The 15,555-nt window shown below is 58.9% G+C and carries 17 protein-coding genes; 14 read left to right on the forward strand and 3 right to left on the reverse strand.

What is annotated here, in order from left to right; translation table 11 throughout:
• The first annotated feature begins 8 nt into the window (after window positions 1–8).
• The 4 genes from EN818_RS27385 to EN818_RS27405 all read left to right on the forward strand — a co-directional run bounded on the left by EN818_RS27385 (window position 9) and on the right by EN818_RS27405 (window position 4,545).
• Entirely contained in the window at window positions 9–1,010 is a 1,002-nt protein-coding gene (locus EN818_RS27385; protein ID WP_135905999.1) for an HWE histidine kinase domain-containing protein, read from the forward strand.
• Between the two features lie 6 nt (window positions 1,011–1,016).
• Entirely contained in the window at window positions 1,017–1,397 is a 381-nt protein-coding gene (locus EN818_RS27390) for a response regulator (RefSeq protein ID WP_135906000.1), read from the forward strand.
• A 736-nt stretch (window positions 1,398–2,133) separates the two neighbouring features.
• Window positions 2,134–4,092 (forward strand): HWE histidine kinase domain-containing protein, encoded by a 1,959-nt coding sequence (locus EN818_RS27400; RefSeq protein ID WP_245518889.1) that lies wholly within the window; start codon window positions 2,134–2,136, stop codon window positions 4,090–4,092.
• 63 nt (window positions 4,093–4,155) lie between these two features.
• On the forward strand, window positions 4,156–4,545 hold the full coding sequence (locus EN818_RS27405) for a response regulator (RefSeq protein WP_129553321.1): 390 nt from the start codon (window positions 4,156–4,158) through the stop codon (window positions 4,543–4,545).
• Window positions 4,546–4,714: 169 nt separating this feature from the next.
• Here the strand turns inward: EN818_RS27405 and EN818_RS27410 are convergent, their stop codons facing one another.
• Window positions 4,715–4,981, reverse strand: a complete 267-nt coding sequence (locus tag EN818_RS27410) for a DUF982 domain-containing protein (protein WP_245518890.1) — start codon at window positions 4,979–4,981, stop codon at window positions 4,715–4,717.
• A gap of 1,031 nt (window positions 4,982–6,012) precedes the next feature.
• Here EN818_RS27410 and EN818_RS27420 point away from each other — a divergent pair.
• Both EN818_RS27420 and EN818_RS27425 read left to right on the forward strand, forming a co-directional pair.
• The gene (locus tag EN818_RS27420) at window positions 6,013–8,703 is read left to right on the forward strand and encodes a PAS domain S-box protein (RefSeq protein ID WP_135906003.1); all 2,691 of its coding nucleotides are present in this window, start codon (window positions 6,013–6,015) and stop codon (window positions 8,701–8,703) included.
• On the forward strand, window positions 8,678–9,175 hold the full coding sequence (locus EN818_RS27425) for a response regulator (protein WP_245518891.1): 498 nt from the start codon (window positions 8,678–8,680) through the stop codon (window positions 9,173–9,175). Before EN818_RS27420 ends, EN818_RS27425 begins: the two co-directional genes overlap by 26 nt.
• A 1,699-nt stretch (window positions 9,176–10,874) precedes the next feature.
• On the opposite strand, the gene EN818_RS27430 is transcribed toward EN818_RS27425, so the two are convergent.
• Complete coding sequence (locus EN818_RS27430) at window positions 10,875–11,057, reverse strand: hypothetical protein (RefSeq protein WP_135906004.1); 183 nt, start codon at window positions 11,055–11,057, stop codon at window positions 10,875–10,877.
• Between the two features lie 13 nt (window positions 11,058–11,070).
• A complete protein-coding gene (locus EN818_RS27435; protein WP_135906005.1) occupies window positions 11,071–11,361 on the reverse strand; it encodes a hypothetical protein in 291 nt (96 codons plus the stop codon).
• 991 nt (window positions 11,362–12,352) lie between these two features.
• On the opposite strand from EN818_RS27435, the gene EN818_RS34380 reads away from it, so the two are divergent.
• The 8 genes from EN818_RS34380 to EN818_RS27470 all read left to right on the forward strand — a co-directional run bounded on the left by EN818_RS34380 (window position 12,353) and on the right by EN818_RS27470 (window position 15,166).
• Complete coding sequence (locus EN818_RS34380) at window positions 12,353–12,481, forward strand: hypothetical protein (protein WP_281036017.1); 129 nt, start codon at window positions 12,353–12,355, stop codon at window positions 12,479–12,481.
• Window positions 12,482–12,634: 153 nt separating this feature from the next.
• A complete protein-coding gene (locus EN818_RS32885; protein WP_189523854.1) occupies window positions 12,635–12,772 on the forward strand; it encodes a hypothetical protein in 138 nt (45 codons plus the stop codon).
• A gap of 38 nt (window positions 12,773–12,810) precedes the next feature.
• Window positions 12,811–13,044, forward strand: coding sequence for a hypothetical protein (locus EN818_RS27450; protein WP_245518892.1), 234 nt, complete (start codon window positions 12,811–12,813; stop codon window positions 13,042–13,044).
• Window positions 13,041–13,349, forward strand: coding sequence for a hypothetical protein (locus EN818_RS27455; RefSeq protein ID WP_135906007.1), 309 nt, complete (start codon window positions 13,041–13,043; stop codon window positions 13,347–13,349). The genes EN818_RS27450 and EN818_RS27455 overlap by 4 nt, the downstream gene beginning before the upstream one ends.
• 8 nt (window positions 13,350–13,357) lie before the next feature.
• Window positions 13,358–13,633, forward strand: a complete 276-nt coding sequence (locus EN818_RS27460; protein ID WP_135906008.1) for a DUF1488 domain-containing protein — start codon at window positions 13,358–13,360, stop codon at window positions 13,631–13,633.
• Between the two features lie 107 nt (window positions 13,634–13,740).
• A complete protein-coding gene (locus EN818_RS27465; RefSeq protein WP_245518893.1) occupies window positions 13,741–13,965 on the forward strand; it encodes a DUF982 domain-containing protein in 225 nt (74 codons plus the stop codon).
• A 96-nt stretch (window positions 13,966–14,061) separates the two neighbouring features.
• Complete coding sequence (locus EN818_RS32890; protein ID WP_189523855.1) at window positions 14,062–14,217, forward strand: hypothetical protein; 156 nt, start codon at window positions 14,062–14,064, stop codon at window positions 14,215–14,217.
• Between the two features lie 193 nt (window positions 14,218–14,410).
• The gene (locus EN818_RS27470) at window positions 14,411–15,166 is read left to right on the forward strand and encodes an NYN domain-containing protein (protein ID WP_135906010.1); all 756 of its coding nucleotides are present in this window, start codon (window positions 14,411–14,413) and stop codon (window positions 15,164–15,166) included.
• The last annotated feature ends 389 nt before the right edge of the window (window positions 15,167–15,555 follow it).

The raw sequence follows: 15,555 nt of genomic DNA on the forward strand, positions 1-15,555 counted from the left end.
TCTCGACGATGAACTTGGAAGACCTCTATCGCATTCTCAGAACTGGTCACGTGCAAGCGCAGGGCATTGTTGACACCGTTCCCGACCCCTTGTTGGTGCTCGACGCCGGTCTAACCGTGCAGAGCGCCAACCGGTCGTTTATCAAAACATTCGCCGTCGAGCGCTATGAGACCATCGGCCAGCATCTCTACGAGTTAGGAAACGGCCAATGGGACATTCCCGAGCTTCGGCGTCTGCTGTCGGATGTCATTCCGAGAAGTACGGCCGTCATAGATTACAAGGTCGAGCACGAATTCCCGGACATCGGGAAAAAGACCATGCTTGTCACCGCGCGCACCTTGTTCAGCCCGGACGACGTCAGCCACGTCATGTTGTTGTCGATTGTGGACGCTACCGAGAGAAGCCGCAAAGCCGAAGAGTTCGAAGCGATATTCAGTGAGCTACGACACCGGATGAAGAACCTGCTTGGCTTGGTGCGGGCACTAGCCAATCAAACAAGGGCCGAGGGCATCTCGGGCGAGGAGTATCGCGACGCGTTCCTAGGCCGCCTAGACGCTATTGTGGAGGCGAATGACCTTTCCCTCAAAGATCATGGCGAAGATAGCCTTGAAGCGCTCGTGGCGCGTGCGACCAGAGGCTTCCAGTCCAGCCCCGAGGCGATCAGAGTTGAGCCCGGAACGCCGGTGACGCTTGCGTCGAAAGAGATCATGTCACTCAGCCTCGTCCTTCACGAGCTGGCCACCAACGCCGTCAAATACGGGGCCTTGTCAGTACCGGCAGGGCAAGTGGACATCCGGTGGCTGCTTGAAGATGGGAATGCGCTGCGGATCACATGGTCTGAGCGTGGCGGACCATCGGTCGCTGAACCGACCTCGACGGGGTATGGAACCCAGCTCATCCAATTTGCAATCGCCTACAATCTGGGCGGTCGGGTGGAACAGACATATCATCCTGGTGGTTTGGAGGCCCAAATCGTCATCCCACTCGAAAGGGCGGCTCGCCCGGATTGAGGGCTGGTGCAGAAGACCGCGTTGATCGTTGAGGACGAATTTCTGATCGCGATGGACCTCAAAGCCATGGTTGAGCGTCGCGGCTGGAGGGTTTTGGGTCCAGTTGCGACTGTTGCAAACGCACAGCGCCTGCTGGAAGAGGAACTGCCGTCGGTCGCGCTCCTCGATATCCATCTGGGCAATGAGGTTGTCACTCCTGTCGCCGAAATGTTGAGCAGCCTCGGCATTCCTTTCGCTGTGGCAAGCGCTTATGACCGGCCGGATCTCGCCGGTGGCCCTGTGATGTCAGGAGTGCACAATGTGGGCAAGCCGACCTCGGAGCATCGGCTGGCGGAGGTGTTGAGGTTGCTCACGGCTTCGACGCAGGCGAGCGATCGCAATATCTGACATTTCCTTCGAACCGGTTCGGGCTGCATTCGAGCTAGTTACTCCGCGAAATCGGTTGATGATGACTCCCCGGGGTAACTTGCTGGTGCCAGTCACCAGCTGCCGAACGCTGAGTCGATCTGGGGCGCATGGGTTGGGATGGCGCCAATTTATCGCCCCACTGTCGAGCGCGGACGCATGTCGATCCGGCGACTACCTGCCGACTTGATCAACGTCATCGGCACACAGCGGATGATCACGTTATCCTGCCGGAAACGTCGCTCAAGTGCAGACGGCGATCACGCCACTCGAGTAGGTCGATCTCTCGGTCATGACTTCAAAGATGACGATCTTGTCGGCATTTGGCTCGTCACCTCCACAAACCGTCGGTAGGAGCCTGCAGGTAGGCGGTGACGCCGTCGAAACGAGCGTCAGCTCTCGCTTTACACTCTCAAAGTCTTCTTGGGCGAAAGGCCGGCCGCCGTTGTCCACACAAGGCAACAGAATCTGAACAAGGTACATTGCGGTCAATGGTGGGAGCGTCGGTTTCTGTCGTCAACGGAATTGTGAATGTCGGTGGCCGCGACGACGGCGTGACCGAGGTTAGCGCGATCTGGTCGATCTCGTTCATCACATCACCGCGGCGCCCTTGTCGTTCGCACACATCGGTTTAAGGTCCTATTGGGTCGGATAGGGGGGAGAAAGATTGTCTCGTCGATCGGCACGAGTCCATCTGCTTGGACTAATCGCGGCAGCTGTGTTGCCGGTCTGGCTTTTTGCTGCCTACCTGCTTGGAACCTACGCCCTGCATGAAAGATCACGGATCGAGCAGGAGGCCCTTTGGACGGCTCGCCAGGTGTCGCTGGTAGTGGAAGGGGAACTCGCCAGTCTCAAGACAGTTCTGGATGGGCTCTCCAAGTCCCCCGCTCTTGCCAATGGCGATTGGCAGGCCTTTGGAGCCGAGGCACGCCGCCTTGTCGATGGGACCGATGAGGTAATCACGCTGCGAAATATTGACGGTCGTTGGGTGGTAAGTACTGAATCTGAGCCGTCCTCCGATCAGCCTTTCGCAGCAGCGCCTACTCTCGACGAACGCGAGCAACTGAAACTTGCTGGACTCCTCGTTGGCAATGTGTTCGCCGGGCAGAAGCCGAACGAGTATCGCGTAGCCGTCAGCAGGCAGGTCTCGGGTTTCAACGGCGAACCGTTGTTGCTTTCGATATCAGTTCCTACCGAACGCATCCGCCTTGTCATGCTGCCAGCGGTCCCCGAGGGATGGACTGTCGGCATCGGCGACCGCGAGGGAAAATATGTCGCGAGATCCAAAATGCATGACCAGGTCACCGGGAAACCCGGTTTGCCCGAATACATAGCCAAGGTCGTGGGCCGCTCCGGAACCTTCCAATCTCAGAATTTCGAAGGGACCAGATTGCTGGCTGGATACTACCGGTCGCCTTACTCTGGCTGGTTCTACACCGCCAACGTTCCACTATCCCGGGTCCACGCGCCGCTATGGTGGTCTGTCGCGCAGATTGCAGGGATTGGTCTTTCGGCACTGCTTTTCTCGGTTGCCCTGGCCTACTTTGTCGGCAGGACCTTCACAAAGGCGACCGCAGATCTCGTCGAGCGAGCTGATGCGCTGGGCAGCGGGCGGCCAGTGCAGCCGATCGTTTCCTCGGTCTCGGAGTTCGACACGATTGGGCAGGCCATGATCACGGCAGAGCACGCCATCGCGGAGCGCACGCGCGAGTTGGAAACGGTTTTAGAAACCGTTCCCGCCGCGGTATGGTTTACCTATGATCCGCAGGCGCGCCAGGTAATCCGCAACCGGTTTGCTGCAGACCTCATGGGGCTACCGTCGCAGCCTCACAGGTCGTTTGGAAAAGCGGATCTGGTGATCGATACTCTTGCGTACAAGGATGGCCAAGCTGTCAGTCGTGAGGACCGCCCACTCAGCAGGGCGATGCGAGGCGAAGAGACCACCAACGAGGAATTTGCATACACTCTCCCGTCGGGAGCGCAGCGATACCTGCTTTCCAGTGCACGGCCGATCCGCAGCGCGGACGGCTCTGTCGCAGGCGCGGTGCAGATCAGCTTGGATATTTCCGAGCGAAAACGGGGGGAGGAACAGCGCCAGTTGCTCGTCAACGAACTAAACCACAGGGTCAAGAACACGCTGGCTGTGGTCCAGGCCATAGCTGCCCAATCCATGCGCAACGCCAGCAGCCTGGCACAGGCGCGTGAGGCGCTTTCCAGCCGACTGGTGTCTCTGGCAAAGGCGCACGACATCTTGACCCTCGAGAACTGGAGCGGCGCCGACCTCAGCGCCCTGATTGTAGCCGCCGTTGAGCCGCATGCCTCCCTCGATCGTTTCCACATGCACGGCGAACAAATCTGGCTTCCACCCAACATCGCACTCTCCTTCGCCCTCGCGCTTCATGAGCTGACGACAAATGCGATCAAATATGGCGCACTCTCCAACTCAACGGGATCGATCGAGATCAATTGGAAGCTGCAGGAGGCTGAAGGCGGCCGGCTTCTTGAGTTCCATTGGCGTGAGAAGGGCGGCCCACCTGTCACCCCCGGCAAACGCGGATTTGGTACCCAACTGCTCGAGCGGGTATTCGAGGGAAAGAACGCTGGTGGGGCGAAGATCAGCTACGACCGGATTGGACTACGTTGCGTGTTTCGAGTGAACCTCACCGAGGAAAGGTAGTTCAACATTCACGGAACATAAGTTCCGGTGAAGCGTTGTGCTCCGCTCGGGGTATCCGGAAAGATGGGCAGTGGCGCGGTTCTAGTCGTTGAAGACGAGACGATGATTTTGCTCGATCTGGAATCGGCGCTGGAAGAAGCGGGCTTCGAGGTCGTAGGGGCAAATAACGCGGCAAGCGCGATTGCCGCTTTTGATGCCGACCCGGAAAAATTCAAGGCGCTGGTGACGGATATCCGAATGGGCTCTGGCGAGACGGGATGGGAGCTGGCGAGGCGTTGTCGCCGCGCCAATGCAGTGCTGCCGGTCGTCTACATTAGCGGCGACAGTGCGACCCACTGGGCTCACGAGGGCGTCCCGAATAGCATCATGATTACAAAGCCGTTCTTCATGCCGCAGATAGTCACGGCGGTATCCACGTTGCTCAACCAACTGCCGACGATCGATCCGACCTGACTGCGCTGGCCTGCTTCGAGAATCCATCTCCCTTACGGCCATTACGACGCTCGTCCTAAGCTTTGCCACTTCGCATTTTCCTTTTACCATTGGACCATCTGCGGCGCTGCGTTTCATCACGTCGGTCCAAATGCTGCCGGTTATATGCGACTTCGCGTTCCTTGCGGCGCTAGAGAGTGCGAGGTCGCTGCGAATTCAGCCGCCAGCTTCTATAAGGCGGTCTAAAGGGGCTGATTTTCGGCCCTGTCATCCATGATGGCGCCAAGGGGGCATCCTCGATGACCCTGACCCTGCGTGCCCACGTCATGAAGGTCTTTTGCGCGGCCTCGAGAGACTTCCGGCCATCATACGCGGCGTAACAGGTTTCATACGCAGCTGCGTGCAGGAGGCCACGCCTTTCGACGGGCCATTCCTCCAGAAACTCTATCGCATCCATGATACATTCGATCGTTCGAAGAAGGAGGCTGTCGTCCCTCGCGAAAATCGGCCCTTGAACGTTCCGTCTTCCATGGCAACCTCCCTTCAGACCCACTGAGCAAGATTTTGCCTTCAACGCGCCCGGGCTAGTCGGACTATCATCTCCCGCTTGGCGAGTACCCTCGGCACCGGAGAAAAATATTGGAGGAGTCTATTTCCAATCCAAGGGAGTTGGTGGGCCGCGTTGGCGGCCCTCGCGGCCATCAGATTGACGCCTATCTCAACGATCTCTCGGTCTGATAAATCCGTGTTGCCAACTGATCCGCTCTGCACTCCCATGAACGTGACGCAGCCCGTCTGCCAAGTTTTGGCGGACGGGCATTTTGCTTCAAAATCGGTAACAGCCCGCTCGGCTGGGCCAAGTGAACGTGTCACTTAAATGCCTCGTTCATCGACACCGGCGGAGCGTGATCTAAACAGCGAAGCGAGTAAGGGGAGCGCGTCTGGCCGGCGAACTCAAGGGGGCAGGCCGACCCGAGGAGGGGCCGGAATAAGAATTCGTAAGCCAACCTCGATTGTTCGTATGCCAAGTATCTTTTGCCCGCTATGATGCAGTCTGCCGTAGGGGAAGAGTTTGTCTGCGCACGAAGATCATTCTGTCGAGATCATCCGAGAAGCCACATGGGCGGTACGGGTCACCGTCTATGGCAGCACTTTGACTTTCCCGTTCGAGGCACAGGACTACGCTCGGTCTTATGCTGACGGCCAGGCGTTCCGCCTTGGTGTTCCATGTGACGGAGCTTCGGAAGTCGGCTTAAGCAACTCAAACTGAAGTCGGGTTAAACCTGTGCGCTCCAAAGCAGGCCTTGGCGGCAAAGGGTCTGGCAGACCCAAGCCGTAGCGGTCTCGTGCTCGACCAGGTGCCTCGACGGCGGCATCGTGGGGTGATCGCAATGCCATCATGCACGCTCTAGGGCGGCGATCCTGCAAATCTTTGGAACCTTTTGCCGAAACGCGTGTTACGCTTGGTCAGGGGGATTTCGGCCCGCCATGGAACAACGAGTTTTGTCCTCCGGCATTTCCGGTGCGGGAGGTGATAAAAGCCGTGAAGTGAACATTGCGGTCCAACCCGCCGGGGAACTGGAAGATTTCTTCCAGAACGCAGCCGTGGCTCTCCACCTTGTGGCCCATGACGGCACCATATTGCGTGCCAATCGGGCCGAACTGGATTTGGTCGGCTATTCTGCGGAAGAATACATCGGCCGCAACATCCGCGAATTTCACGCCGATCCCGCCACGATCGACGATATTCTGAACCGTCTTTCCCGGCATGAAAACCTTCAACAGTATCGCGCGAGGTTGCGCACGAAGGACGGCTCAATCCGCTGGGTTGAGATAACATCCAATGTGCGCTCCACCGGCGGACGGTTCCTAAACACGCGCTGCATCACCATCGACGTGACTCAAAAGGTCAAAGCGCAAGAGCTGTTGCGCGAGCAGGAGCAGAGGCTTGCCCTGACCTATGATAGCGCCGGTGTGGGGATAGTGGAAGCTGACGCCGAAGGCCGGCTGCTGCGGGTGAACGGGCATTTGTGCCGTCTCTTGGGGTATACGCAGGAGGAGTTGATTGGTCGACCGGTTTTCGATTGGACCTACCCTGCCGACGTCGAGGTGGATCGCGCGAAATATCGCCAACAGGTCGCCGGTGAGATCAAAAGCTATACCATTGAGAAGCGGTTCGTGCGCAAGGACGGATCGGTTTTCTGGGCTGTCGTGACATCTTCCAGCGTTCTCGACGGGGGCGGGCAGTTTCGCTACGCAGTACGGGTGCAGCACGATGTCTCCGAACGAAAAGAGATCGAGGCGGCACTCGCCCGAAGAGCCGAAGAGCAGGCTGCGCTCCATCAACTGACGGAAATGCTCCAGCACGCTCTAACCCGCGAAGACGTCTACGAGGCTGCCCTCGACGCAATTCAGCGCGGGCTGAGATGCCGACGTGCTTCTATTCTGCTGTTGGAAGACGGCATCATGAAGTTTGTCGCCTGGCGGGGCCTGTCGGATGCGTATCGAGACGCGGTGGAAGGCCATTCGCCTTGGTCCGCGGCAGACCGCGATCCACAGCCTATTTCCATGAGCGACGTGGCACACGCCGAACTCCCCAATAGCTTGAGACAGGCAATCCGAACAGAACGCATTGGCGCGGTCTGCTTCATCCCGATATCCGAAGGCGGGCGTCTGCTGGGCAAGTTCATGGCCTATTTCGACGAGCCGCGTGATTGCTCGGCAGAAGAGCTAGACGTCGTCCGGACAATCGCGCGCCAGCTAGGCTTCGGCATTGAGCGTGTCAGAGCACAGAATGCGACCCAGCGATTGGCGGCGATTGTGGAGTCATCCCATGACGCCATCGTGAGCAAGGACCTCAACGGCATCGTCTCCATCTGGAACGGCGGCGCCGAACGCTTGTTCGGCTATACGGCCGCGGAGATCGTTGGCAAGCCCATCACCACCATCATTCCCGAGGATCGGGTGGACGAGGAGCCGCTGATTTTAGGTCGCATCCGCAATGGCGAACTTGTGGACCATTTCGAGACGGTTCGCCGCCGCAAAGACGGAACGCTGGTTGATATCTCTCTCACGATATCGCCGGTGCGGGATGCGTCAGGCCGCATCGTCGGTGCCTCCAAAATTGCCCGGGACATAACCGACAAAAAGTTTGCGGAAGCGAAAATAAAAGACAGCGAGCGCCAACTCAAAGACCTGCTCGCAGCCATTCCCGCCGCGATCTACACCACCGATCGGGATGGCAAGATCACCTACTTCAATGAAGCGGCGGTGCAACTGGCCGGCCGGACGCCTGTGATTGGCACCGACGAATGGTGCGTGACATGGAAGCTGTTCTGGCCGGATGGAACATCGCTTCCCCATGACCAGTGTCCGATGGCTATTTCTCTGCGTGAAGGTCGGCCTATCCGGGGTTACGAAGCAGTGGCCGAGCGACCTGACGGCACTCGGGTTCCCTTCATTCCATATCCCACGCCGACGCGCGATGCTGCTGGCAACATCACCGGCGCCATAAACATGCTGGTCGATGTAAGCGAGCGTAAGCAAGCTGAAACCCAGCAGCGGATATTGCTCGATGAGCTCAATCATCGCGTCAAGAACAACATGATGATGTTGAAGTCCCTGCTCTCGGTCGCGGCAAGGACCAGCAAGAACTCCGAGGCTCGGACGGTTCTGGACGAGGCAACCAAACGGGTGGCGGCGATGGCTGCCGCTCAGCGCGTCCTCTATGACACGCCTGATGCGGTCAACTTCGGAGCCGGGCCGTTCCTGGGAGCTGTTTGCGAGACGGCAAAACAGATGTTTCCCCCAGCCGTCCAATTGGTCTGCGAGGCAGATCCAATCCAACTGCCGAACGACATTGCGATGCCGCTGGCGCTTATTATCAACGAGCTCCTGATCAATGCTGTGAAGTATGGCTTGCCCGGAATCGGGCAAGGAAGCATCCGCGTTTCGATCAGACGAAGCGGCGGAGGTGTTAGCCTTGTGGTCGAGGACGAGGGCCCGGGCTTCGAAGTCAGTTCAGTGCGATCGTCTTCGTCGGGTCTGCGACTTGTCGAAGGCTTAGTCCGACAGATCGGCGGGACGTTCGAAGTCAGTCGGCACCCGTCCAGATGCAACGTAACCTTTTGCCAGATGCCCCAGGAGACTGGCCTTGCGACCAAAAACAGCAATACCTGAGCTAAGCCGTGCGGGGGCCATCAATGGATCCTTCAAGCCGCAGATCGTTTTTTCCCGAGATGAGGTGAGTGGCGGACCGGCCGAAACCACTCAGAGCCAGCTGATCTTGATCGTCGAAGACGATTATCTGATCGCGCTGGACATAGAGGCCGGATTACTGGCCGAGGGCTTCTCGCTAGCAGGCCTCGCAACCAGCGCCGATCAGGCGATAAGCATGGCGATCGCGACCAAGCCGGCCCTTGCCCTGATGGACATCCGCTTGCTTGGCAAGCGGGACGGCGTCGATACGGCCCTGGAGTTGTATCGAGAGCTGGGTATCCGGTGCATCTTTACGACTGCACATGGCGATCGCGACGTGCGGCTCCGAGCGGAAGCGGCCAAGCCGCTCGGCTGGGTGCAGAAGCCATATTCTATAGCGACTCTGATTGACGCGATCCGAAATGGCTTTCAGGAAATCCAGAACGAGGGCTGAACGCGCTGGGCAATGCGCCCGGATCCGCCGAGCGCGCCACGTCAGTGTTGGCTGCTGAGGTGCTCTGCTCTCTCAGCTTTGCAACCAGTTCATCTCGGCCGCGGCAGCCGTGCTCGTACATGGTCACCGCTTTACGGGTCTCATCCGGGCATTCGTCGCTGTCCGGCTTAATCCGGAATTCTCGACAGAAGTCGTCGACGGCCTGCGCGAGCACGGCCAAGTCTTCGGGATACAAGATGCCGGAATTGACCATAGCCTGCCTCCCTGGGGCCAATGAGAACTCTACGCCTTCATGGGCCGCTTTCAATCAACTTTTATGTGCTGACAGGAGGAAGGAAACCTATCGCGTCGAGGTCTGTTCGGCTCAAAAGACGGAGCCATTTAAGATGGGCCGGCAGGACAAGCCCGGACGCAACAGAGAGTTTGATATGGCAATGCTTGCGCGACGATTGGTCCCCGGACAGCCCGCCACTAGCAAGTGTCAAGCGGGCTGCCCTCGGCGGGAGCCCGGATGATGATGGCCCGGAACCGTGTCGGTCGCCGGGCCGCTTTAGGTACCGGTGAGACGATCATCCAGCAAGTAATGCGACTAGCTTTCGGTGGGTTAAGGGCGCACAGTGCCCCAGCCTGATGCGGGGCAAAGGAAGCGGGCATTTCGGAAGACCACGCCCGCGAGCTGATCGACCTGATCGGAAGCAACTGGAACTCCTTGTTGCGGGAAGCCCGGTTTCTTAAGAGCCGAAATTGATGATGGAGCGATCCCAGCAGCATGAGTGCTATGCCGGATAGCCGCAGCCCCGGTGAGCGGCGCCCCTCAGATTCACCGGCCCCGACGGAAGGCCTGCTTGCACTATCAAGGTGCGGCGGCCTCTACCGACACGGTTCCGGGCCATCATCATCCGGGCTCCCGCGTATCGGTACGGTAGGCGACTGGACTCTGGGGTGCGCCTGGGCTGCGCGGTGGCCGGGTCGGGCGGCTTCGAAGCTGAAATGCTCGTTCAGGGGGTAGACGGCAAGTGGCGTACAGAATGGTCCGGTGGATGAGTGGACGTTCAAGGGCCTCTCAGCCAACGACAGAGCCGCCCATGAATTCCATCAAGACAGAAGGCGAAAGGCGCGTCGTACCGGAGTGTTCGGGGCTGACACATGGCACAGCTGGAGGTCGACAATAGCTCATTGCGACCGGGGAAAGCTACGGGCTCGTGCGAGCCACCTCAAGCGCATCATCAAATCTTCTCAGTAAGCGCAGGCCCTTCAATCAATGCACATGCCGCTGCATCACGCTTCGCAGCCATCGAAAAAGACTCATGTCCGTCGGCCGGCCAGCGTATTCTTCGATGGCAGTTCGCAGAGTCAAGTCAACCAGTTCTTCACCTGATTTTAGCGAGCCGCCTCGATACTGTCGGGCCATTATTCGCAAAGCACCGAGCAGTTGCTCGTCGTCCTGGGCAATCAAGAGGTTTTTGGGACGCTTTGTGCAAACATCTGCGCGGTCCCCATATCTTAATCATAGGGTGTCGACAGGGCAGGCCAAGGGGCGCCCGGGAATAAAGTGGCGCGCTGCCCAGCGGCCCGCGAAAGCCGGCAAATAGTATCTCGGGGCGGAACTCTTCTCCCGGCGTTGCCGTTCAATTGGATACAGCTTCGATACCCACGACACGGCCCGCTCTCTGGGCGCCAATCCCACGTGACAATCAATTCAAATCAGGCGATTGCGTTCCGCGAGTTCACGTGCCCGCCTCAGAGTGCCGTCGGTGTCGGCGATCCTGCGCCTTGCTGCTTCGTCGGTTCTGATCTTCAACCGAGCCGACGTGGTCTTGGATGACTTGGCCACCGCCACGATCACGACGGGCGGGGCATCGGGTGTTTTCATGGTTCTCATGGGTATTCTCCTTTCAGGTCAAATGAATGCTGGGGCCGCCGTCACCCAGACAATGCCGCACATGATCGGGCCAGGAGCGCTGGACCGCAATATCGGCCTTGCCGACGTCAGGAAGCCCCGGTCGGTCTCCACCCGCCGCTTCGCGTCCTGAGCGAGCGTTCAGTTCGCTAACGATCTTTTCCGGCCGGTGCGTCTTGATGCCGATCATCATTTTTTTCTCAAACTCGGCAGGCTGACCGGTGAAGATGTCGAAAACGGTCCAACTGTTCGGCTCGTCCATCCGAAGCGCGTAGCGGTTTGCCATGTTCGCGTCCTCTATTTTCGCCCTCGGGGAGCGTCGACGGGCTCAGGCCTTTGTGATGACAAAAGCCGAGATCAGCACAGCGAAAATCCAGTGCGCGACACCCACCTTCAGGGCGAATGGACGAGATGAAGAGAGCGCCGCACCCATGCGCGTCCCAACTGTCCCCTTCGCATCAACCGGGCCGCCGCGACACCGAGCGGCGCCTTGGTGCCGAGCTTGCCGAACGCGCTAGGCGCTTCACGCTCGGAGAAGAGCCTGGATTTGCATACGAAACCGGACTTAGCGGTCGGCGCGGCTGCCGGGCGGCTGCTTTAAGGGCAACTTCTTCTCGTGGCGGAACGGCTGCATATCCTTCTATAGAGCGTTTGCCTCGCGATGGATAGGAGAACTGAAATTATTCTCTAGGGGCACAAAATTATCCGCCGTAAATATTTGCGACTTGCAAAAAAATGGCGTTTGATGGCGAGAATTCCTGCAGGATTTACGGCCTCAGCGCCCGAGTTTTTATTTAACCAACAAAAATAAAACGCCTACACCGCCTTGTCCGCCGCGCAATTGTGGCGCATATAAAGCTCGTTGATTTGGTCGAGGTGGCTTCGTGATCATGAAAGCCTCGCCGTTCGCTGAAAGCATGGCGACACTCCCGGCGCGGCCTCTCGCCATGATACCGGTACTGACCAACTGGCAGCACCGGACGTCGTTTCGGCGGTTCGGTGCAATCGAAGCGGAAGAGTGTGCGCGTGTTTCCGCAGAAAGCCGCAGATGGCCCCTCGTACCACGCAGACCGTCGTTCGCTTCGTGCCGCAGCCACCCGGAGACTATCGCGCGATCTCGACGAGGAGCCTCTTGAAGGGGCTTCTCGCACCGCCTGGCGCCGCGTGGCGACTTTCGTTCACCTGCCGGCGATCTCAGCAAAGGGATCCACGCAGCAAATGGTGCCCGTCGAACCGGCCTCGCTCGAGGCCGCGCTCGACAAGGACCGGAGGCAATCATGACGACCCTCATGCAACGCAACGCACAACCAATCCAGCACGGAACCTCGACCCGTCTTTTTGATGTCGGACAGGCGGTCCGGCTCAAAGGCGGTCTCAGAACCGGCCCCAAGACCGGCGAAATCTAGTGTCACCCGTACCCCCCGCCGAGGGGGAACTCGCCGCAATACCGTATCCGCAGCGACGCCGAACCGCATGAGCGGGTGGTGACGGAGGACAGGCTGGAACCAGTCGACGAGGTGTCGGACGGGGCGTGAGGCTCATCGAAAGGACATTCGGACATGGCCAAGGGACAGAAGCGCTCGAACCGAGAGATCAGGAAGCCGAAGCAGGACAAGAGTCCGGTCAAGCCTGAGAGGGCGTTCGGCCAAATCAAAGGTGCGGGTGGAACCCACGCCCAAAGCAAGAGCAAGGGCTGACCGCAGGATGTTTGCCCGAGGCGGATTCCTATGAAGTTGTGATCGAATTCTATCGCACGCGGCTTGCCGACGACGCGCACGCCGTCGTCGGCCGTGAAACCGTGGACGCGGTCGACCTCGACGCCGTGATCGAGATCGCGCGGCTTCTAGCAAGGACGCTGAACATGCCCCAGTGGCCAGATGCCGTCGCCATTGCCGACGCCGAGGGTGCGACGATCTATTCCAGCATCATCGCCGCGCAGACGGACATAGACAAAGGGCCGACATCATGAACGCAAGCGACCTTCGCACTGATGCGGCTCGCGACGCCTGGCCTGATCTCCGCGAGGAAAATGCAGGCGGCGCGCGGGCCTGCGACTTTGAGGACCATCAATATCGCCGCCGCGTCGAAGTCGATCGTTCCTGGACCGTCTATCACGTCTTCACCGGCATTCCAGCGCATGTGAACGGCGACTCCATGGTCGGGCTCAGCCAATCGGAAGCGACGAAAAGCATGCTGTCCCTGAACTTTTGCAGCAGCGAGCGGCGCAAGGAGAGGATCGCCGCGCGGTTCTTCGCTGCACCCGAGAAACCGTGAGAACAGTCATGACTCTGGCATTCCCGAACCCCAGCCGAAGCTTCGATCCAGAGCGCAACGGCGTCTACTTCGTCGGTCACGACGGCATGTTCCAGATCCGTTTCTTCATCGAAGCCGAGGCCCTGGCCAAAAATGGCATTGTCCTAGGCGGGAAGGCGAGCGTGGAGGCGGCGTATCTTTCGGCGTTCGATGCTTTGCGCAACTCCATCCAGGACATGGCAGGCAAGGTTTATACCCGCCACCGCCGCGACTCCTACACTTTGACCGCCGCCGATTTCAGGTAACAGCTTCCGCTTGGGATCAAAGCTGATCAGCAATCGGCGGCTACGCTCGTCTTTCCATGCAATCGGGCGTAAGGTACGCGATGGCTGGCAAAAAATTCCGAGTTCCCGTGGTTGTCTACATCGCCGGTCCGCTCGGCTTTACTCTCATTGAGTCCGTCGCACAGGCTTCCGATTTCCTGTTTGACCATTGGCCTGGAAACGACAGCCTGGCTTGGACGGACGCAATGAAGCGATGCGCCGAAGATGATGCCGCCGATGACGCGAGTGTCGCATTCCTCACCGCGCTTAAGGGTGCGGGGATTAGCTACGACCGCACGGTTGAGATTTACTGAGCTCGGCGAGCGACTGCGCGGTGTGGAGTCAAGCGCGCCTGCCGGGTTGCTATTCCTAGCCAGCATTAGACCAACTAACAGACAAGGAGTGTTCGAATGGCGATGAAGCCGAACTATCGGTACGAGCGGAGTCAACGAGACAAGGCCAAGGCGGCCAAGAAAGAAGCCAAGCTTGCGGGGAAAGTCGCGAAGGACAAACCTTCATCTACAGAGCGGAAAGAAGCACAAGACGTAGCTGGTGATGAAAGCTAGGGCATTGCGATGACAATACGCGAGACGGATAGCTTTGAAATCGACGTGGAATGTCCCCGTTGCCATCATCAAGCGAAGACGCTCGTCGGCTGGATTCGGACGCACACCCAGATGGAATGCGCGAACTGCGGCAATATCATCGACATTGAAAGCAAGAACTTCAGGTCGCATGAACAGCGCTGAGAAAAAGCCTATGACGCCTTCCGAACCTCGATCGCCACGCCTTGCCGTTCTCATCGATGCCGACAATGCATCTGCCAAGATCGCCGATGGGCTGTTCGAGGAGATCGCCAAGATCGGCGAGGCCAGCGTGCGTCGCATCTATGGCGATTTTTCCAGCTCGCGCTCGAAAGCGTGGGCCGACGTCCTTTCGAAGCACGCAATCATACCCCAGCAGCAGTTCGCCTACACGACAGGCAAGAACGCCTCGGACATCACGCTCGTCATCGACGCAATGGACCTGCTGCATAGCGGCCGATTCGATGGTTTCTGCCTGGTTTCCTCCGACAGCGACTTCACCCGGCTCGCGGCCCGCATCCGCGAGCAGGGCATCGACGTCTTCGGCTTCGGCGAGCAGAAGACGCCGGAGAGTTTCCGACAGGCATGCCGGCGATTTGTCTATACCGAGAATCTGCTTCCGTCCGCATCCGCGAACGAGCCTGAAGCAATATCGATCACGAAGCCCTTGCAGCCGCCTTCAGCTGCCGTGCCGATCATCCGCAAGGTTATCGCGCAGATGGAGAGCGAGGATGGTTGGGTTCCGCTCGGCGCCGTCGGCACGCAGCTTGCCAATCTGGCCTCCGACTTCGATCCGCGCACCTTCGGCTTCCGCAAGCTGAGCGATCTGGTGCGCAAGACGAATGCGTTCGAAATCGACCGTCCCGAGGGCGGGACGTTGCGCATCAGAATAAAACCGGAGGACGCGAGAGGGGGAAGGCGCAAGACGTGATCGCTACGGGGCACGTTGTACCGACGTCCCTATAGTTTTGGCCAGCATCGCATGGTTCTAGGCGAGCGTTCCCTCTTGGCGGTCGGCCGGCAATTGGAGCGACGGCTGCTTACGGTCTTCACCGCTTAGAAATGGCTCGCAAGAGGTCCGCGTGGCATTGGTCCCGCCAAGCTCTCGCAGCACGACTTGCCGAGACATGCCTTCAACCTATGTTCCATCTCTGTTGACTGCCGACCCTTGTTTGTAAATCTGGCGGGATGTCTAAGCGCGTTTTCATCGTGACGCTTGCGACCGCGTGCTTGGGTACGCTGCCGTCGCTTGCCGATGGTGTCGATCAGGCCGTGGATGCCTTCCACCAATGGCCCTGACTTTGAGCGAACCGTGGCGCA

The sequence above is a fragment of the Mesorhizobium sp. M3A.F.Ca.ET.175.01.1.1 genome, from assembly GCF_004791945.1.
Classification (GTDB): domain Bacteria; phylum Pseudomonadota; class Alphaproteobacteria; order Rhizobiales; family Rhizobiaceae; genus Mesorhizobium.